Source organism: Luteimonas saliphila, from assembly GCF_016774335.1.
Taxonomy (GTDB): Bacteria; Pseudomonadota; Gammaproteobacteria; order Xanthomonadales; family Xanthomonadaceae; genus Luteimonas; species Luteimonas saliphila.
In genome coordinates this window covers 118,768-136,567 of record NZ_JAETWA010000045.1, presented here as the reverse complement: position 1 = coordinate 136,567, position 17,800 = coordinate 118,768, and the positions used below count along the sequence as shown (strand labels likewise).

Below are 17,800 nucleotides of genomic sequence, written 5' to 3'. Positions count from 1 at the left end.
TCGTGAAATCCCTGCGAGCCTGCCGACGCGTCGGCGCCGACATCAGCCTTCGGCGGCCTCGGCAGCCTCGAGCGTGTTCTGCATCAGCGTCGCCACCGTCATCGGCCCCACCCCGCCCGGCACCGGCGTGATCCAGCTGGCGCGTCCGGCCGCGGCGGCGAATCCGACGTCGCCGGTCAGGCGGCCGTCGTCGAGGCGATTGATGCCCACGTCGATCACCACCGCGCCCGGCTTCACCCACTCGCCCGGGACCAGGCCCGGCCGGCCGACCGCAACCACCAGGATGTCGGCCTCGCCCACGTGCCGACGCAGCACGTCGTGCGGGGTGAACTTGTGGCAGCTGGTGACCGTGCAACCGGCGATCAGCAGCTCCAGCGCCATCGGCCGCCCGACATGGTTGCTGACCCCTACGATGGTCGCACTGCAACCCCGCACCGGGCGGTCGGTGTAGGCCAGCAATGTGGTGATTCCGCGCGGCGTGCACGGCCGCAGGCCGAACTGGCGCAGCGCCAGGTGGCCGACGTTCTCGGGGTGGAAGCCGTCGACGTCCTTGTGCGGATCGATGCGGTGGATCAGCCGGGTCGCATCGGCGACGCCCGGCAGCGGCAACTGCACCAGGATGCCGTGCACCGCCGGATCGGCATTGAGCCGGTCGATCAGGTCGAGCAGCTCGGCCTCGCCGGTGCCGGCCGGCAGGTCGAAATCGAACGCCTGGATGCCGACCTTCTCGGCCGCGCGGCGCTTGTTGCGCACGTACGACTGCGAGGCCGGATCGCTGCCCACCAGCACCACCGCCAGGCCCGGTCGCGCCCGCCCCGCCGCGACCCGTGCGTCGACCCGCAGGCGCAGCTCGTCGAGCAGGGAATCGGCGATGCGCTTGCCGTCGAGGATGCGTGCGGTCATGCGGCGTGGAAGGCGGAATCGGGAGCGCGTATTGTCTCACGGACCCCGTCGCAGCCAAGGAGCGAGCCATGGACACCGATGCCGACACCGTGCACATCGAGGCCGCCGTGTTCCGCCGCTTGCGCCGGCACCTGCTGGAGGCGCGGCCGGACGTGCAGAACATCGACCTGATGATACTCGCCGGTTTCTGCCGCAACTGCCTGGCCGACTGGTACCGCGACGCCGCGCAGGCGCACGGCATCGCCATGACCCGCGACGAGGCGCGCGAGGCGGTCTACGGCGAACCGTTCGCCGACTGGAAGGCCAGGCACCAGCGCGAGGCGACGCCCGGGCAGCTCGCCGCGTTCGAGGCCGCGCGCCAGCGCCACGGCTGAGGATCCATGCGCCGGATGCTGGTGACCCTGCTGCTGGTGCCGGTGCTGGCCTACGTCGCGCTGTGCGCGATGCTGTTCCTTGCGCAGCGCAAGCTGGTCTACCTGCCGGATGACACGCACGCTCCGCGCGCCGGCACCGATTACGCGCTCGACCGCGACGACGTCACCCTGCGCGGCTGGATCGTCAATCCGGGCCAACCGGCGGCCATCGTCTATTTCGGCGGCAACGCCGAGGCGGTGCAGGCCAACGCCGGGGATTTCGCGCGCTGGTTCCCGGGCCACAGTGTGTACCTGCTCGCCTACCGGGGTTATGGCGCCAGCGACGGTACGCCCGCGGCTTCCGAGCTGCTGGACGATGCGCTCGCCTTCTTCGACGACGTGCAGGCGCGTCATCCGGGGCGGCCGGTTTCCGCGATCGGCCGCAGCCTCGGCAGCGGCATCGCCGCCCATGTCGCCGCGCGCCGCCCGGTCGACCGGCTGGTGCTGGTCACGCCCTTCGACAGCCTCGCCCGGGTCGCGCAGGCGCACTACCCTTGGCTGCCGGTGCGCTGGCTCATGCGCGAGCGCTACCCGGCCGGCGACGAGCTGCGGGGCTACCGGCGGCCGGCGCTGGTGGTGCGCGCCGGCCGCGACGAGGTGATCCCGGCGGCGAACACGGATGCGCTGCTGCACGTGCTGCCCCAAGCCCGCGTGGTGTCGATCGAGGCGGCCGGGCACAACGACCTGCAGACGTTCCCGGCGTATGGCGAGGCCCTGGTGGCGTTCATCCGCTGAGCGTTGACGATGCCCGCCCCGCTGCCAACGCCAGCACCGATGCTCGCGAAGCAGCGCCCTGGCGCCGTGAACACGGATTCCCGCCGGAGCCTCAGGGGCGGACGGGAGCCACCGGGCAGCGCGGCAGCCCGACTTCCGGGTCGCAATGATTGCAGCACCTGGGTTGCGGCGCGGCGTCCACGGAGGGCAGCGCCCGTCCCGCGGCCGGCACGGCCGTCCGCGACAGCGGCGCGCGGAACGTCGAGGGCACCGGCATCGACGGCGCCGCAGGCAGCGCCGTCAGTTCCTCCGCCGGGCGCAGCTGCAGCAGGACAGACCAGTCCTGCCGGTTGAGGTCGCAGGCGTAGGCGCTCTCGGGAGAGCATTCCGGATCGCTCGCCAGCCGCATCGGCAACCGGTCGAAGCGGTCGCCCGGGGTCAGCCGCAGCCGGCGCATGGCCACGGCGTCGTAGACATTCCCGCCGACCAGGTACGCGCTGCGCGCATGGTCGGCGCCGACGCCGATGCCTACCACCACGTCGCAATGCATGGCCAGGCCCGGTTCGTTACCGCTGAGCAGGGTCGCCAGCTCGCCGAAGCCGTAGGTGCGCGCGGTGCCGCGCACGTAGCAGAGCATGTCGCCCGTCCGCACCTGGGCGGCGAGCGGGTTGGCCACCCGGTAGGGACTGAGGAACGGTTCGCGATAGGCGCGGCGGACATAGTTCAGGTGGCTGGCCGAGCCGTCGAAACCGGGCACCGTGGCCCGCCGCATCACCCAGGAGACGAATGCCGCCGACCATGGGGTGTCGACCACGAACGCGCGACACGACGGCGTCGGCATGTCGCCGTAGGCGCAGTCGCCCGCCCCCGCCTGCCAGAGCAGGCCGCTGCCGCGCCAGTACTCGATCACGCGCTGCCAGGCCGGCTCGCCACCCGCCAGCCGCGCGCGCTCGGCCTCACGGACCTTCATCGACCCGATCCGGCCATCGATGTCGATCAGGGGGCGGTACCACTGCCTGTGTTCCTCGCAGGCCGCCGCCGCGATGCGCGCAGAAACCTCGATGCCCTGGATCGCCTGCGCAGGCAGGTTCAGGCAGGGGTCGGCGGCCGCGGCCGGGACCGGCAACATCCACGCGCACAGCAGCAACACGACGATGGGCAAGCAGGGAAACCGCGCGGGCATAAGGCAACCGGTCAGGCGACGGCGAGACGACGACACGCATCGTGCAGCAACCGGCGTGAAACGCGCGGGATGCGGCGCACCGGCGCCTGGCCTCGTCGTGCGGCGCCCGGCCGTTCGCACGCGGGCGAGCGTCATCCGGCGCAGAACGCGGCGTAGTCGATGTACCCCGGGAACGGGATCCCTGGTGCGCACAGCGGACAGTCCGGATCCGGCGCCAGCCGCGTCTCGCGGAAGCGCATCGCCAGCGCATCGAAATGCAGCAGGCGCCCGGCCAGCGGTTCGCCGATGTGCAGCAGCAGCTTGAGCGCCTCGGTCGCCTGCAGCGTGCCGATCACGCCCGGCAGCACGCCGAGCACGCCGACCTCGCTGCAGTTGGGCGCGGCCTCGGGCGGCGGCGGCGCCGGGAACAGGCAGCGATAGCACGGCGCACGGCCGCGCTGGCGCCCGGCGTCGAACACGCCGACCTGCCCTTCGAACCGATGTACCGCGCCGTAGACCAGCGGCTTGCCCAGGTGTACGCAGGCGTCGTTGAGCAGGTAGCGCACCGGGAAGTTGTCGCCGCCATCGATCACCACGTCCGCATCGGCGATCAGCCGCTCGACATTGGCCGAATCCAGGCGCTCGGCGACGGGGTCGATGGCCACCCGCGGATTGAGCGCCGACAGCCGCGTGTGCGCCGATTCCACCTTGGACACGCCGGTGTCGGCGTCGACGTGCAGGATCTGGCGCTGCAGGTTGCTGCGGTCGACCACGTCGTCGTCCACCAGCCGCAGGTGCCCGACCCCGGCCGCGGCCAGGTAGAACGCCGTCGGCGACCCCAGGCCGCCGGCGCCCACGACCACCACGCTGGCCGCCTCCAGCCGGCGCTGGCCGCGCGCCCCGATCTCGGACAGGCGCAGGTGGCGCGAGTAGCGCTCGTGGAAATCCTCGTCGACCAGCTCCTCCGGCCGGGTCATCGGAAAGCCCTCGGCCTGCCACATCAGGGTGCCGCCGCGCACCGAGGTGACGCGCTGGTAGCCCAGCCGCTGCAACTGCTCGGCCGCCAGCATCGAACGGCCGCCGCTCTGGCAGATCAGCAGCACCTCGAGGTCCGGGCGCGTGATGAACCGGTGCGGCGCCTGCTCGAGTTCGCTGCGTGCGACGCCGACCGCGCCCTGCGCCATGCCCAGTTCGCGCTCGTGGTCCTCGCGCACGTCCACCAGCAGCGCGCCCTGCGCGATCCGGTAGTTCGCTTCCCGCGGCGTGATCTCCTTGCCCATGCCGCCGATTATGGCGCCGCCGGCCGCCGCTGGGGAACTCAGTACGGCAACACGTCGACCACGCTGCCCCGCGGGTAGTCGCGCTCGCCCTCTTCGAGCACGATCAGGGCGTCGGCGTCGGCGGCCGAGCGCATCCGGTGGGAACCGTCGGCGGGATCGGGCTCGACCTCGAGCGTGCCGTCATCGGCGCTGGCGAGCCGGCCGCGCAGGAATTCGAGCCGCTCATGGCGCTTGCGCCATGGCGCCGCCAGGCGCGCGCGCCAGGCCTTGCGCGGCGCCCGCCCCTGCAACCCGTCCAGCAGCGGCCGTGCCAGCGCGAACCAGGTGGCGAGCACCGACACCGGGTTGCCCGGCAGTGCGAGGAACAACGCCGGCCCGAGCGTGCCGCCGTCGGCGAACAGCACCGGCATTCCCGGGCGCATCCGCACCTTCCAGAAATGCACGCGGCCGCGCCGCTGCAGCAGCGCCGGCAGGTGATCCTTCTCTCCGGCCGACACGCCGCCGCAGGTCAGCACCAGGTCGAAGGCCTCGCCCGCGTGACGCAGCGCCGACTCGATCGTGGCGGGATCGTCGGGCAGCGTCGGCCAGGCCACCGGTTCCAGCCCCTCGGCGCGGAGCAGGCCCATCAACAGTTCGCGGTTGGAGTCGTAGACCTGGCCATGCGCCAGCGGCAGGCCCGGCTCGACCAGTTCGTCACCGGTGGAGAACACCGCCACCGTGGGGCGCCGCGCCACGTCGATTCCGGAGATGCCCTGCCCTGCGAGCAGCGCGACCCGCGCCGAGGCCAGCGCCTCGCCGGCCGCCGCCAGCAGGTCGCCCTGGCGCACGTCCTCGCCGCGATGGCGGACGTGGCTGCCAGCGGCGGGCGCCTGCAGCACGCGTACGTTCCCGCCTTCGATGCGGGTGTGTTCCTTGATCACCACCGTGTCGCTGCCTGCGGGCAGTGGCGCGCCGGTGGTGATGCGCACGCATTCGCCGGCACCCACCACCGGTGCGGCAGGACCGCCCGCGAACTGTTCGCCGCGCAGCGCCAGGAGCGTTTCGCCGGGCAGCAGGTCGGCATGGCGCAGCGCGAAGCCGTCCATCGCCGAATTGTCGAAGGCCGGCATCGCGATCCGCGCGCTCGCATCGGTGGCCAGCACCCGGCCATGCGCCCGCGCGAGCGCGATGTGTTCGACGGCGAGCCGTCGCTCGCGCGCGACGCGCGACACGATCGCGAGCGCCTCGGCGTAGGCGATCCTGGTCGGGAAGGCGTCGCTGGCCATGCCTCAGTGGTTCCCGATGCCGGCTGCACGCAGGTCGTCGGGCGTGTTGAGGTTGCCGAAGCGGACCCCCGCCAGGGGGACCTCGGCGAGGTCGAGCCGCGCCTGCAGCGCATGCACGGCGAACTCCCCCGCCGCAAGCGCGGCGATCGCGGCCTCGCGCAACGCGGCGACGCGCCATAGCGCCACCAATGGCTGCGGACCGTCGTCGTCCCGGGCGCGGGCGCCGTCCGCATGGCGCCCCGCCGCGAGCGTCCGCGGCAGGTTATCGCCGGCATCGACGAGGTCGACCGGGAGCGTGAGCAGCCACGGCGTGCGACAGGCCGCGGCGAGCGCGTCGAGGCCGGAGAGCGGCCCGGCACCGGCGCTGCGGTCGCGCACGGCAGCCAGGCCCGCATCCGCGTAACGATCCAGCCCCGCGTTCGCGCTGACCAGAACCGCCGCCGTTCCATCCTCGAACCGTTTCGCGATACGCAGCACCTGTGGCTCCCCGTCGCGCATCAGCCATGCCTTGTCGCGACCTCCCAGGCGCAGCGCACTCCCGCCGGCGAGGATGCCCAGGGTGATCCCGCTGCGCGCGATAGCGGCGGAACTGTCCATCGAGTCCCCGATCCTAGCGGCCGCGCTTGACGTGGCGGATCAGCCGCTTCTTCTTCGCCACCTGGCGCTCGGTCAGCACGTTCTTCTTGTCCTTGTAAGGATTCTCGCCTTCCTTGAACACGAACTTCACCGGCGTGCCGACCAGCTTGAAGCGCTTGCGGAAGAAATTCTCGAGGTAGCGCGTGTAGGTCGCCGACAGCGTGCGCAGGCGCGTACCGTGGACGACGAAGGTCGGCGGGTTCTCGCCGCCCGGATGGGCGAAGCGCAGCTTGGCCACGTGCCCGCGCACCACCGGCGGCGGACTGGCCTCGTAGGCGATCTCGAGCGCGCGGGTGACCTCGGCGGTGCTGAACTGCCGCGTCGCCGACGCATGCGCGCGGTGGATCGCCTTGAACAGCTCGCGCAGCCCCGAGCCGTGCGCGGCGCTGATCCGCACCGCCTCGGCCCACTGCACGAAGGCGAGTTTGCGCGACAGCAGCGCCTCGGTCTGCTCGCGCTGGTAGCTGCTCAGGCCGTCCCACTTGTTGATCGCCACCACCAGCGCGCGGCCGGCGTCGAGCACCGCCCCGAGCACACTCGCGTCCTGCTCGGTCACGCCCTCGGTGGCGTCGATCATGATCACCGCGACCTGGCAGTGCTCGATCGCCTGCAGGGTCTTGATGATCGAGAACTTCTCCACCGCCGCCTCGACCTTGCCCTTGCGGCGCAGGCCTGCGGTATCGATCAGGGTGTACTTGCGACCGTCGCGCTCGAGGTCGACCGCGATCGAGTCGCGGGTGGTGCCCGGCACGTCGGAGGCGATCATCCGTTCCTCGCCGAGGATGCGGTTGACCAGGGTCGACTTGCCCACGTTCGGGCGGCCGACGAAGGCGATGCGCACGCGCTCGGGATCGACTTCCGGCACATCGGCGTCGCTGTCGGCGGGCAGGCGCTCGAGGATCGTGTCGAACAGCTCGTCGATGCCCTGGCGGTGCGCGGACGACACCGCCAGGGTGTCGGCGAACCCGTAGCGCGCGAACTCGGCGAGCGCGGCGCGCGCGTCGAGGCCGTCGGTCTTGTTGACCACCAGCAGGACCGGTCGCCCCGCCTTGCGCAGCCAGCGCAGGATCTCGTCGTCGAGCGAGGAGGCGCCTTCGCGGCCGTCGACCACGAACAGGACCAGGTCGGACTCTTCCGCGGCGGCGCGCGACTGCCGCGCGGTGGCCCCGGCCAGCCCCTCCTCGTCGCCGGCGATGCCGCCGGTGTCCACGACCACGAACGGCCGCTGCCCCTCGAGGCGGCAGACGCCGTAATGGCGGTCGCGGGTGACCCCCGGCTCGTCGTGCACCAGCGCGTCGCGGGTGCGGGTCAACGCGTTGAACAGCGTCGACTTGCCGACGTTGGGACGGCCCACGAGGGCGACGGAAGGAAGCATGGCGACCGGGTACGGACTCGGGAAAGGAAGCGTAACGCGTGCGGGCGCGTCGTTCGCGGAAACGGCGCACGCGCGGGCGCGAGGCCGGGAGATTGGCTCACAGGCAAGCTACGCCGCCACCGCTGCGTCCGCAACGTAAGGGCCGCAGCCGTCCACAACCGCATCAGGCGCATGCTCGCCGCCGGACCGTTCGGTGCGGCAGCGCCCTGAACGGCGCCGACACCGGCGCCGGATGGACCGCCTCCGGCTGCCGCCAGCGGTTACTGCACCCGCCAGGCCGTCAGGTCGCCGTCCACGTTCTGCACGACTAGCACGCCATCGGCCACCACCGGCGCGCCCTTGATCGCGTCACGGCCGGCGCGTTCGCGCGCGGCGAACTCGCCGTTGTCCAGGCGCAGCCAGTGCAGATAGCCCTCGAAGTCGCCGACCACCGCGTAATCGCCATGGATCGCCACGCCGCCCAGGCCGCGGCGCGCCAGTGCCGGCTGCTCCCAGCTGGCACTGCCCGAACTGCGGTCCAGTCCCCACACCGAGCCATTGCGGTCGGACACCACCAGCTTGTCGATCGCCAGGCCCGGACGGGAGGAGCCGCCGCGGTCGCTGCCCCAGATCGGGCGGCCGCTGGGCGCATCGATGGCCAGGGTCGCCTGCTTGTAGCTGCTCGCATACAGCACCGTGCCATCGAGCACCGGCGTGCCATCGACGTCGGCCATCCGGTCGAGTTCGGTACGCCCGTCCGGCTGTGCCACCGGCACGTCCCACAACTGGCGACCATCGGCGATCGCCAACGCGGCCAGGGTGCCGTCGTCATTGCCGACGAACACGAAGCCCGGGCCAAGCACGGGACTGTCGTTTCCACGCACGGTCAGCGTCGGCAATTCCTTGGTCCAGAACCATCGCCGCTCGCCGCTGGTGGCGTCGAACGCAGTCACGCGTCCGTCGTTGGAGCGCACGAACACCAGGCCCTGCCCGATCGCAGGCGCGGAGATGACCTCGTTGGGAACCTTCGCCTGCCAGCGTTCGGCGCCGGTGGCCGCGTCGAGCGCGACCACTTCGCCCTGCAGGCTGCCGACCACCACCAGGCCATCGCCGACGCCAGGGCCGCCACTGAGCCTCAGGTCGGACGCGTACTGCCACACCGTGGCACCCGACTGCAGGTCGAACGCACGCACCCCGCCGTCCACGGCCGCCGCGTAGACGCGACCATCGGCGATCGCCGGCGACTGGCGCACGCCCAGGCGATTCTCGCCCTTGCCGGCCTTGGCCGACCACAGTCGGGACACGGTCGCCGAAGGCGCGAATTCGACCAGTTCGGCAGGTTCGGACGCCTTCTTCGCCGCGGCCTTCTCGCCGTCGCCACCGAACCAGCCCCGGACGGTGCTGCAGCCGGCCAGCGCGAACACGCAGGCGAGCACGACGAGGGTGCGGCCGGCGCGGATCCGCCTGCCGGGTTGTGCTGCGCCCGGCGCGATGCTGTCGAGCTTCATCAGGATTCGGTTCCCGTCGTTTCCGGCGTGCCGCCGGTTTGGGCCAGTTTCAGTTCGAGCAACCGGCGCTGCGGCGCGGCGACATCGAGCTTTCGCAGCGCTTCCTCGTAATCCTTGCGGGCTTCGTCGGACCGTCCGAGCGCGAAGCGCGCGTCACCGCGCGTTTCGATCGAAGCGGCATCGTCGACCCCCGCGAGGAGCGTCAACGCTTGCTCGCCCTGCCCAGCGTCCACCAGCAGGCGCGCGAGGCGCTGCCGGATCACCGCCGCCAGGCCCGGGTCCTCGCTGCCGGCGGCGCGAAGCGTAGCGATCGCCCCGTCGCGATCGCCGGCGTCGAGCTGGGCCTTGGCCAGGTCGAGCGCGACCAGCCCGGCATAGGCGGTTCCCGCCAGCGATGCTGCGTCGGCCCTGGCCTTCTCGACCTCACCCGCTTCCAGGGTTCTCTGCACCGCGTCGTAGGCTTCGCCGGTCGCGACCCGCTCCCGGTGCGCCTGCTGCATCCACCACTTGCCGCCGCCGATCAGGGCCAGTCCCAGCGCGAGCCCACCCACCAGGCCGAGGCTGTTCTGCTTCAGCCAGTCGCGGACCTTCTCGCCTTGTTCGTGCTCGTCGAGCAGTTCATCCAACGCCATCGTCTAGTGCCAGTGTGTCCTGCCCGCGGCCGATGGCGGGACAAGCGGAGCGATCGGGAACGCCCGGCATCGGGGCCGGGCGCGCATTCCATCGGGTGGTCGCGGCGCTACTGGCCGGCCGGTGCGATGGAGCCGTCAGAGGATACCGTAAAGCGCGCGACGTTCGCTCGCTGGAAGGCAGACAGATCCTGAACGCTGTCGTTGCCCCGCACCTCCACCGCATCGGCGTTGCCGATCACCACGCGACCGACTTCGCCCCTGCCGAAATCGCGGCGTTCGCCTGCCTTGAGCAGGCCGCGTTCGAGCACGTCGCCGTCGGCGTCGAAGATCTCGACCCAGCTGTCGCCCGAAAACCGCAACGACAGCGCCGGCACGGGTTCGCCCTGCTTCGCCGCCCGCTGCGGCAGCGAAGCCATCGAGGCCACCAGCGGACGCGGGCCGCGGTCGACAGCCGGGGCCGGCTGAGCCTGCTGCGCGTTCGCCTCCGGACTGGAGGGCAGGTCGAGCGAGGCATCGACCCTGATCTGCGAATCCAGGTGCGAGCGCGTGGCCATCCACACGGGCACCGCGATCAGCGCGGTGATCACGATGTAGACCATGCGCCCCATCATCCTGTCGGCGACGCGGCGCAGTGGCGGCGTATAGGTCCGCGGCTCGAGACGCGCCGGCTCGATCGGCACCGACGCCGACGCAATGGGCAGATCCTGCTCGATCCGCACGCCCAGCAGGCGCGCATAGCTGCGCAACTGGCCGCGGACGAACACGGGGGCATCGAGCCGGTCCCAGGCATCGGCCTCGAGCGATTCGATCACCCTGACCGGCATCTTCAGGCGTCGTGCCACCTCCGCGATCTCGAGGCCCGCGGCCTCGCGCGCCAGGCGCAGGCGTTCGCCGTCGCCACGGCCGTTCAGGCCAGCCATCTGGTCGGAAGACGTCATGGTGTGGTGCTTTCCCCTGGAAGCGCGTTCCCCGCCTGCGGAAACTCCATCCTCAGGCGGCGAACATAACGGGCCGCGGCGACGCTGTCGCCGAGTTTATCCTCGATTCGTGACGCCAATTCGAGTGCGGCGGGCGTCGCCTGTGCCGCCGCGAGCCGGCGCTCGGAAAACGCGCGGGCTTCGAGGAAGCGTCCGCGACGGAAGGCATCCTCTGCCATCGCGCCCAGCGCCACCGCGTTGGTGGGCTCGACTTCGAGCGCCGCGCGCAGGTCGCGCTCGACCCGATCGAACTGCCCCGCCTTCGCCGCACAGGCGCCGGCATTGGCCATCGCGCCGGCGCGGTCGCCATAGCGCGGGTCGCCCAGGGCATTGTCGAACCACTGCAGGGCCTCGCCAGGCCGGCCGTTGCCGCACAGCCATGCGCCGTAGTTGTTGTAGGTGGCCCCGGAGGGCGCCACGCGCGCAGCCTCCGCGTGATGCTGGCCGGCCAGCTCATGCCGGCCCTGGCGGCCGGCCACCAGCGCCATCATGGTGTGCGCTTCCGGCAGGGAGGGATCGGCCTTGAGCGCCGCCCGGGCCTCGGCGGCAGCTCCGTCCAGGTCGCCCGCACGGAGCTTCTGGTCCGCGGCCGAGATCCGCCGACGCGCCTGCATGCGGGCCTTCCCGCTGGCGGATTCCTGGAAGGTGTACTCGGGCGCCACCTGGTCCATGCCCTTGCGTTCCGCACTCGGCTTGACGAACGTCAGCCGCGAGCAGCCCGTCGCCAGCAGGGCGAGGCCCGCCGCCAGCAGCAGCAGTTCAAGCGGCCGCATCCACGCCTCCGGCCTGCAGGCGCTTGCGGAATTCCGCTTGGCGCCGGGTGCGGTCCATCACCTGGCCCTTGAGCTGGCCGCAGGCGGCGTCGATGTCGTCGCCACGGGTCCGGCGCACCGGCGCGATCCGCCCGGCCTCGTTGAGCAGCTTCTGGAAGCGGCGGATCGCGGCATCGTCCGGGCGCTCGAAACGCGTGCCCGGGAACGGATTGAACGGGATCAGGTTGACCTTGGCCGCGTCCTTCATCTGCAGCCGGTTGTCGAAATCGCGCATCAGCCGGATCAAGCCCAGCGCATGCTGCGGCTGGTCGTTGACGTCCTTCATCAGCGTGTATTCGAAGGTCACCGATGCGCCGCGCTTGCGCTGCGCGTAGCGCACGCACGATTCCATCAGTTCGCCGATCGGGTACTTCCGGTTGAGCGGCACCAGCTCGCTGCGCAGTTCGTCGTCGGGCGCGTGCAGCGACACCGCCAGCGACACGTCGCTCACCTCGCCGAGCCTGTCGATCATGGGCACCAGGCCGGCGGTCGAGAGCGTCACGCGCTTGTTGGCCAGGCCGTAGCCGAGGTCGTCACGCATCACGCTCATCGCGCGCACGACGTTGTCGAAGTTCATGAGCGGCTCGCCCATGCCCATCATCACCACGTTGGTGAGCTTGCGCTGCTTGTGCGGCACATTGCCCAGGTGGCGCGCCGCCACCCACACCTGGCCGATGATCTCGGCGGTGGACAGGTTGCGGTTGAAGCCCTGGGTGGCGGTGGAGCAGAACTGGCAGTTGAGCGCGCATCCCACCTGCGAGGACACGCACAGCGTTCCGCGCCCCTTGTCGGGGATGTAGACGGTTTCGATGGCATTGCTGCCGTCCATCGCCAGCAGCCACTTGTGGGTGCCGTCGGCGGAGGGCTTCTCGAACTGGACCTGCGGCACGCGGATCTCGGCGTTCGCCTCGAGCTTGGCGCGCAGCGCCTTGCCCAGGTCGGTCATCTGTTCGAACCCGGTGACGTGGCGGTGATGGATCCACTTCATCACCTGGTGGGCGCGGAAACGCTTCTCGCCGAGGGTGTCGGCGAAGAAGCGCTCCAGTCCCTCGCGATCGAGGTCGAGCAGGTTGCGTTTCGTGCTGGCTGCGACTTCGGTCACTTCAACGGGTCGGATCAACGGGGATTCAACGGGGAAACACTTCGGTACTGGCGAAGAAGTACGCGATCTCGATCGCGGCGTTCTCCGACGAGTCGGACCCGTGCACAGCATTGGCATCGATGCTGTCGGCGAAGTCCGCGCGGATCGTGCCGGCCGCCGCTTCCTTCGGATTGGTCGCGCCCATCAGTTCGCGGTTCTTCAGCACCGCGCCCTCGCCCTCGAGCACCTGGACCATCACCGGGCCGCTGATCATGAACTCGACCAGCGCGTTGAAGAACGGACGTTCGCGGTGCACCGCGTAGAAGCCTTCGGCTTCCTTGCGCGAGAGATGCTTCATCTTCGAGGCGACGACCTTCAGGCCGCCCTTCTCGAAACGGGAATAGATCTCGCCGATCACGTTCTTCGCGACCGCGTCGGGCTTGATGATGGAAAGGGTGCGCTCCAGCGCCATGGACGTTCTCCGGGCAGGGCCGCTCGCTCAGGAGACGGCCAGATTAACATGGAAAAACCCGCGTGTGGACGCGGGTTTAGCCGATATGGCTGCGGTAATTCTATCGGATTGTGCGGCAAAGCAGCAGCCCGGATTTGCACCCTCGCGCCACTCCGCCTAAGATCAAACAAGCGTTTGATTGAGCGACCGGAGGCAGGATGGCGGTGACCGCGCAGCAGTTCTCGACCAAGGACCGGATCCTCGGTGCCGCAGAGGAGCTGTTCGCCCTGCACGGGTTCTCCGGGACGTCGTTGCGGCAGGTCACCGCGCGCGCCGCCGTCAACATCGCCGCGGTCAACTACCACTTCGGCAGCAAGGAAAACCTGGTCAACGAGGTCTTCCGCCGGCGCATGGACGTGATGAGCGGGCAGCGGCTCGAGCGGCTGCAGGCAGCGCTGGCCGAGCGCCCGGGAGAACTCGAGCCGATCCTCGCCGCCTTCGTCGAACCGGCGCTGGACATGGCGCAGGATCGCCACGGCGGCGCCTTCATCCGCGTGATCGCGCGTGCCTATGCCGAGAAGAACGACAGCCTGCGCAAGTTCCTGTCCGACCAGTACGGCCATGTGCAGCGCGAGTTCGCGCGCGCGATCGCCGGCTGCCTGCCCGCCCTGGGCAAGGAACAGCTGTACTGGCGACTCGACTTCCTGGGCGGCGCGCTGACCTATGCCATGGCCGATTTCGGGCTGATCAAGCGGCCCCAGGGTGCGAGCGAGGCCGCCCATCGGACGCGCGCGGCACAGGAGCTGATCCGCTTCGCCGCAGCGGGATTCCAGGTTTGATTTTCTTTTTTGAACAAGTGGATGAACAACATGTCTGAGAAACTGCTTGTACGGCGTGCCGCGGTCCTGGGCGCTGGCGTGATGGGGGCGCAGATCGCCGCGCATCTCACCAATGCCGGTGTCGATACGGTCCTGTTCGACCTCCCCGCCAAGGAGGGCGATCCGAACGGCGTGGTCACCAAGGCGCTCGCCGGCCTGGCCAGGCTCAGCCCGGCCCCGCTCGCCGGCAAGTCGCTGGCCGAGGCGATCGTGCCGGCCAATTACGACACCGGGCTGGAACTGCTCCGCGACTGCGACCTCATCATCGAGGCGATCGCCGAGCGGATGGACTGGAAGCAGGACCTGTACCGCAGGATCGTCCCATTCGTGCCCGCCCACGCGGTCCTCGCCAGCAATACCTCCGGCTTGGGAATCAACGCCTTGGCGGATGTTCTTCCCGAGGAACTTCGCCACCGGTTCTGCGGCGTGCACTTCTTCAATCCGCCCCGCTACATGCACCTGGCCGAACTGATCCCGGCGAGGACCACCGACCAGGCCGTGCTGGAAGGACTCGAGGCGTTCCTCACCACCACCCTGGGCAAGGGCGTGGTCTACGCCAGGGACACGCCGAACTTCATCGGCAACCGCATCGGCGTGTTCTCGATCCTCGCCACCGCACACCACACCGCCGAATTCGGGCTGGGCTTCGACGAGGTCGATGCCCTGACCGGGCCGCTGATCGGCCGGCCGAAGTCGGCCACCTATCGCACCTCCGACGTGGTCGGCCTCGACACCATGGCCCATGTCATCAAGACCATGGCCGACACCCTGCCGGACGATCCTTGGCATGACCACTTCCGGTCGCCGAAATGGCTCGAGGCGCTGGTGGCCAAGGGCGCGCTGGGCCAGAAGACCGGTGCCGGCGTCTTCCGCAAGGTCGGCAAGGACATCGTGGTCTTGGATACGGAAAAGCAGGACTATCGCCCGGCCGACCGCAAGGCCGCCGACGAGGTGGTCGAGATCCTCAAGACGAAGAATCCCGCGGAGAAGTTCCAGAAGCTGCGCGAAAGCGAGCACCCGCAGGCGCAGTTCCTGTGGGCGGTGTTCCGCGATCTGTTCCATTACAGCGCCTACCACCTGGCGGACATCGCCGAGACCGCGCGCGATGTCGATCTCGCCATCCGCTGGGGCTACGGCTGGTCGCTGGGCCCGTTCGAGACCTGGCAGGCGGCCGGATGGAAGCAGGTGGCGCAGTGGATCGCCGACGACATCGTCGCCGGCAAGACCATGAGCAGCGCCCCCCTGCCCGACTGGGTGTTCGACGGCCGCGAGGGCGTGCATGCCGGCGAGGGCAGCTACAGCCCGAAGCAGGACGCCAAGCTGCCGCGCTCGTCGCTGACCGTCTACAAGCGCCAGCGCTTCCCCGATCCGCTGCTGGGCGAGTCGTTCCCGCAGGGCGAGACGGTGTTCGAGAACGACGGCGTGCGCCTGTGGACCGACGGCGACGACATCGGCGTGGTCTCGTTCAAGACCAAGATGCATACCGTCTCCGACCAGGTGCTCGACGGCCTGCAGGAGGCGATCGGCATCGCCGAGCGGAGATTCGCCGGCCTGGTGATCTGGCAGCCGAAGGAGCCGTTCTCGGCAGGCGCCGACCTCGCCGGCGCGCTGGGCCTGCTGCAGGCCGGCAAGGTCGACGCGTTCGAGGCGATGGTGGCCAACTTCCAGGCCACCAGCCAGCGCATCAAGTATTCGCTGGTGCCGGTGGTCGCCGCGGTGCGTGGCCTGGCGCTCGGCGGAGGCTGCGAGTTCCAGATGCACAGCGCCCGCACCGTTGCGCACCTCGAGAGCTACATCGGACTGGTGGAGGCCGGCGTCGGCCTGCTGCCGGCCGGGGGCGGGCTGAAGGAGATCGCGGTACGCGCCTCGCAGGCGGCAGGTCCGGGCGGCGACGTGTTCGCGGAGCTGAAGAAGACCTTCGAAACCGTCGCCATGGCCAAGGTCTCGAGTTCGGCGGTCGAGGCCCGCGAACTGGGCCTGATGCGGACCAGCGACAAGGTCGTCTTCAACGCCCATGAACTGCTGCATATCGCCAGGGCCGAAGCGCGCGGCCTGGCGGAGACCGGATACCGCCCACCCCTGCCCGCCCGAAACATCCGCGTCGCCGGCGACGTCGGCATCGCCACCTTCCGCATGCTGCTGGTGAACATGCTCGAAGGCCGGTTCATCAGCGCCTACGACGACGAGGTCGCCACCCGCATCGCCACCGTGCTGTGCGGCGGCGAGGTCGACCGCGGCGCGCTGGTGGACGAGGACTGGCTGATTCGCCTGGAGCGCAAGCACTTCGTCGAACTGGCGCAGCAGGAGAAGACGCAGGCGCGCATCGGCCACATGCTCAAGACCGGCAAGCCTCTGCGCAACTGACAGAGCCGTGGTTCGTGATTCGGGATTCGTGATTGGAAAGGCGAAAAAGCCAACACTGTCGTTGCCAGACCCCCCGCGTTTCGAATCACCAATCACCAATCACGAATGACGCATTCGGAGAATGCAAGATGACCAGACAGATCCAGGACGCCTACATCGTCGCCGCCACCCGCACCCCTGTCGGCAAGGCGCCCAAGGGCGTGTTCCGCAATACCCGGCCCGACGACATGCTGGCGCACGTGCTCCGTGCCGTCGTCGCCCAGGCGCCGGGCATCGACCTCGGCCGCATCGACGACGCGATCATCGGCTGCGCGATGCCCGAGGGCGAACAAGGCATGAACGTGGCGCGCATCGGCGTGCTGCTGGCCGGCCTGCCCGACACCATCGCCGCGCAGACGATCAACCGCTTCTGCTCGTCCGGCCTGCAGGCGGTGGCGCTGGCGGCCGACCAGATCCGGCTCGGCAACGCCGAGCTGATGCTGGCCGGCGGCACCGAATCGATGTCGATGGTGCCGATGATGGGCAACAAGGTGGCGCTGTCGCCCTCCGTGTTCAAGGACGACCATGTCGCCATCGCCTACGGCATGGGCATCACCGCCGAGAAGGTCGCCGAGGAGTGGAAGGTCTCGCGCGAGGACCAGGATGCGTTCGCCCTCGCCTCGCACCGGAAAGCGCTGGCGGCGCAGGCGGCGGGCGAATTCAAGGACGAGATCACGCCGTTCGAAGTGGTCTCGCACCAGCCCGACGTGGCGGGCAACACGATCCGGCTGAGGAAGCTGCTGATCGAACAGGACGAAGGGCCGCGCGCCGATACCTCGATCGAAGGTCTGGCGAAGCTGCGCACGGTGTTCCGCAACGGCCAGTTCGGCGGATCGGTGACCGCCGGCAACTCCTCGCAGATGAGCGACGGCGCCGGCGCGGTGCTGCTGGCCTCGGAACAGGCGATCAAGGACTACGGCCTCACGCCGCTTGCCCGCTTCGTCAGCTTCTCGGTCGCGGGCGTGCGCCCGGAAGTGATGGGCATCGGCCCGATCGCCGCGATCCCGAAGGCGCTGAAGCAGGCGGGCCTGTCGAAGGACCAGCTCGACTGGATCGAGCTCAACGAGGCCTTCGCCGCGCAGGCGCTGGCGGTGATCCGCGATTCGGAGCTCGATCCGTCCAGGGTCAACCCGCTCGGCGGCGCGATCGCGCTGGGCCATCCGCTCGGTGCGACCGGCGCGGTGCGCACCGCGACCATCGTCCATGGCCTGCGCCGGCGCCAGCAGAAGTACGGCATGGTGACGATGTGCATCGGCACCGGCATGGGGGCGGCGGGGATCTTCGAAGCGCTCTAGCCACCGGGTCGCGAACCCCGCCATGATCGGCAACGG

Annotated in this window: 17 protein-coding genes; 5 read left to right on the top strand and 12 right to left on the bottom strand. The window is 70.1% G+C overall.

Annotated elements, in window-relative coordinates; translation table 11 throughout:
* Window positions 1-42 precede the first annotated feature (42 nt).
* On the bottom strand, window positions 43-903 hold the full coding sequence (gene folD, locus JMO03_RS15695; protein WP_202844685.1) for a bifunctional methylenetetrahydrofolate dehydrogenase/methenyltetrahydrofolate cyclohydrolase FolD: 861 nt from the start codon (window positions 901-903) through the stop codon (window positions 43-45).
* Window positions 904-971: 68 nt separating this feature from the next.
* On the opposite strand from folD, the gene JMO03_RS15690 reads away from it, so the two are divergent.
* A complete protein-coding gene (locus JMO03_RS15690; protein WP_202844684.1) occupies window positions 972-1,277 on the top strand; it encodes a DUF1244 domain-containing protein in 306 nt (101 codons plus the stop codon).
* Window positions 1,278-1,283: 6 nt separating this feature from the next.
* The gene (locus JMO03_RS15685) at window positions 1,284-2,051 is read left to right on the top strand and encodes an alpha/beta hydrolase (RefSeq protein ID WP_202844683.1); all 768 of its coding nucleotides are present in this window, start codon (window positions 1,284-1,286) and stop codon (window positions 2,049-2,051) included.
* A gap of 91 nt (window positions 2,052-2,142) precedes the next feature.
* Here JMO03_RS15685 and JMO03_RS15680 read toward each other — a convergent pair whose 3' ends face one another.
* The 11 genes from JMO03_RS15680 to ndk all read right to left on the bottom strand — a co-directional run bounded on the left by JMO03_RS15680 (window position 2,143) and on the right by ndk (window position 13,209).
* Window positions 2,143-3,192: a DUF2272 domain-containing protein gene (locus JMO03_RS15680; protein WP_202844682.1), complete on the bottom strand. Its 1,050-nt coding sequence runs from the start codon at window positions 3,190-3,192 to the stop codon at window positions 2,143-2,145.
* A gap of 152 nt (window positions 3,193-3,344) precedes the next feature.
* Window positions 3,345-4,472: a molybdopterin-synthase adenylyltransferase MoeB gene (moeB, locus tag JMO03_RS15675; protein ID WP_202844681.1), complete on the bottom strand. Its 1,128-nt coding sequence runs from the start codon at window positions 4,470-4,472 to the stop codon at window positions 3,345-3,347.
* A 38-nt stretch (window positions 4,473-4,510) separates the two neighbouring features.
* The gene (locus JMO03_RS15670) at window positions 4,511-5,737 is read right to left on the bottom strand and encodes a molybdopterin molybdotransferase MoeA (RefSeq protein WP_202844680.1); all 1,227 of its coding nucleotides are present in this window, start codon (window positions 5,735-5,737) and stop codon (window positions 4,511-4,513) included.
* A gap of 3 nt (window positions 5,738-5,740) precedes the next feature.
* On the bottom strand, window positions 5,741-6,334 hold the full coding sequence (gene mobA, locus JMO03_RS15665; RefSeq protein ID WP_202844679.1) for a molybdenum cofactor guanylyltransferase: 594 nt from the start codon (window positions 6,332-6,334) through the stop codon (window positions 5,741-5,743).
* Window positions 6,335-6,347: 13 nt separating this feature from the next.
* Window positions 6,348-7,748, bottom strand: coding sequence for a ribosome biogenesis GTPase Der (der, locus tag JMO03_RS15660; RefSeq protein WP_202844678.1), 1,401 nt, complete (start codon window positions 7,746-7,748; stop codon window positions 6,348-6,350).
* Window positions 7,749-8,008: 260 nt separating this feature from the next.
* Complete coding sequence (bamB, locus tag JMO03_RS15655; protein WP_202844677.1) at window positions 8,009-9,235, bottom strand: outer membrane protein assembly factor BamB; 1,227 nt, start codon at window positions 9,233-9,235, stop codon at window positions 8,009-8,011.
* On the bottom strand, window positions 9,235-9,867 hold the full coding sequence (locus JMO03_RS15650; RefSeq protein WP_202844676.1) for a YfgM family protein: 633 nt from the start codon (window positions 9,865-9,867) through the stop codon (window positions 9,235-9,237). Before JMO03_RS15650 ends, bamB begins: the two co-directional genes overlap by 1 nt.
* A gap of 107 nt (window positions 9,868-9,974) precedes the next feature.
* Complete coding sequence (locus tag JMO03_RS15645; RefSeq protein WP_202844675.1) at window positions 9,975-10,805, bottom strand: helix-turn-helix domain-containing protein; 831 nt, start codon at window positions 10,803-10,805, stop codon at window positions 9,975-9,977.
* Window positions 10,802-11,617 carry a tetratricopeptide repeat protein gene (locus tag JMO03_RS15640; protein ID WP_238346234.1) on the bottom strand — a complete coding sequence of 272 codons (816 nt, stop codon included), beginning with the start codon at window positions 11,615-11,617 and terminating at the stop codon, window positions 10,802-10,804. Before JMO03_RS15640 ends, JMO03_RS15645 begins: the two co-directional genes overlap by 4 nt.
* Window positions 11,604-12,773: a dual-specificity RNA methyltransferase RlmN gene (gene rlmN / locus JMO03_RS15635; protein WP_425491861.1), complete on the bottom strand. Its 1,170-nt coding sequence runs from the start codon at window positions 12,771-12,773 to the stop codon at window positions 11,604-11,606. The genes JMO03_RS15640 and rlmN overlap by 14 nt, the downstream gene beginning before the upstream one ends.
* Before the next feature lie 10 nt (window positions 12,774-12,783).
* Window positions 12,784-13,209, bottom strand: a complete 426-nt coding sequence (gene ndk, locus JMO03_RS15630; protein ID WP_202844673.1) for a nucleoside-diphosphate kinase — start codon at window positions 13,207-13,209, stop codon at window positions 12,784-12,786.
* A gap of 197 nt (window positions 13,210-13,406) precedes the next feature.
* Here ndk and JMO03_RS15625 point away from each other — a divergent pair, with 197 nt between their 5' ends.
* From JMO03_RS15625 to JMO03_RS15615, 3 genes are all read left to right on the top strand, one after another.
* The gene (locus JMO03_RS15625; RefSeq protein WP_202844672.1) at window positions 13,407-14,027 is read left to right on the top strand and encodes a TetR/AcrR family transcriptional regulator; all 621 of its coding nucleotides are present in this window, start codon (window positions 13,407-13,409) and stop codon (window positions 14,025-14,027) included.
* A gap of 30 nt (window positions 14,028-14,057) precedes the next feature.
* A complete protein-coding gene (locus tag JMO03_RS15620; protein WP_202844671.1) occupies window positions 14,058-16,430 on the top strand; it encodes a 3-hydroxyacyl-CoA dehydrogenase/enoyl-CoA hydratase family protein in 2,373 nt (790 codons plus the stop codon).
* A 128-nt stretch (window positions 16,431-16,558) separates the two neighbouring features.
* Complete coding sequence (locus JMO03_RS15615; RefSeq protein WP_202844670.1) at window positions 16,559-17,764, top strand: acetyl-CoA C-acyltransferase; 1,206 nt, start codon at window positions 16,559-16,561, stop codon at window positions 17,762-17,764.
* The last annotated feature ends 36 nt before the right edge of the window (window positions 17,765-17,800 follow it).

What these genes read in the sequence shown, in the direction of transcription:
- folD (WP_202844685.1), bottom strand. Translation starts at nt 903, where the DNA reads ATGACCGCACGCATCCTCGACGGCAAGCGCATCGCCGATTCCCTGCTC.
- JMO03_RS15690 (WP_202844684.1), top strand. Translation starts at nt 972, where the DNA reads ATGGACACCGATGCCGACACCGTGCACATCGAGGCCGCCGTGTTCCGC.
- JMO03_RS15685 (WP_202844683.1), top strand. Translation starts at nt 1,284, where the DNA reads ATGCGCCGGATGCTGGTGACCCTGCTGCTGGTGCCGGTGCTGGCCTAC.
- moeB (WP_202844681.1), bottom strand. Translation starts at nt 4,472, where the DNA reads ATGGGCAAGGAGATCACGCCGCGGGAAGCGAACTACCGGATCGCGCAG.
- JMO03_RS15670 (WP_202844680.1), bottom strand. Translation starts at nt 5,737, where the DNA reads ATGGCCAGCGACGCCTTCCCGACCAGGATCGCCTACGCCGAGGCGCTC.
- mobA (WP_202844679.1), bottom strand. Translation starts at nt 6,334, where the DNA reads ATGGACAGTTCCGCCGCTATCGCGCGCAGCGGGATCACCCTGGGCATC.
- der (WP_202844678.1), bottom strand. Translation starts at nt 7,748, where the DNA reads ATGCTTCCTTCCGTCGCCCTCGTGGGCCGTCCCAACGTCGGCAAGTCG.
- bamB (WP_202844677.1), bottom strand. Translation starts at nt 9,235, where the DNA reads ATGAAGCTCGACAGCATCGCGCCGGGCGCAGCACAACCCGGCAGGCGG.
- JMO03_RS15650 (WP_202844676.1), bottom strand. Translation starts at nt 9,867, where the DNA reads ATGGCGTTGGATGAACTGCTCGACGAGCACGAACAAGGCGAGAAGGTC.
- JMO03_RS15645 (WP_202844675.1), bottom strand. Translation starts at nt 10,805, where the DNA reads ATGACGTCTTCCGACCAGATGGCTGGCCTGAACGGCCGTGGCGACGGC.
- JMO03_RS15640 (WP_238346234.1), bottom strand. Translation starts at nt 11,617, where the DNA reads ATGCGGCCGCTTGAACTGCTGCTGCTGGCGGCGGGCCTCGCCCTGCTG.
- ndk (WP_202844673.1), bottom strand. Translation starts at nt 13,209, where the DNA reads ATGGCGCTGGAGCGCACCCTTTCCATCATCAAGCCCGACGCGGTCGCG.
- JMO03_RS15625 (WP_202844672.1), top strand. Translation starts at nt 13,407, where the DNA reads ATGGCGGTGACCGCGCAGCAGTTCTCGACCAAGGACCGGATCCTCGGT.
- JMO03_RS15620 (WP_202844671.1), top strand. Translation starts at nt 14,058, where the DNA reads ATGTCTGAGAAACTGCTTGTACGGCGTGCCGCGGTCCTGGGCGCTGGC.
- JMO03_RS15615 (WP_202844670.1), top strand. Translation starts at nt 16,559, where the DNA reads ATGACCAGACAGATCCAGGACGCCTACATCGTCGCCGCCACCCGCACC.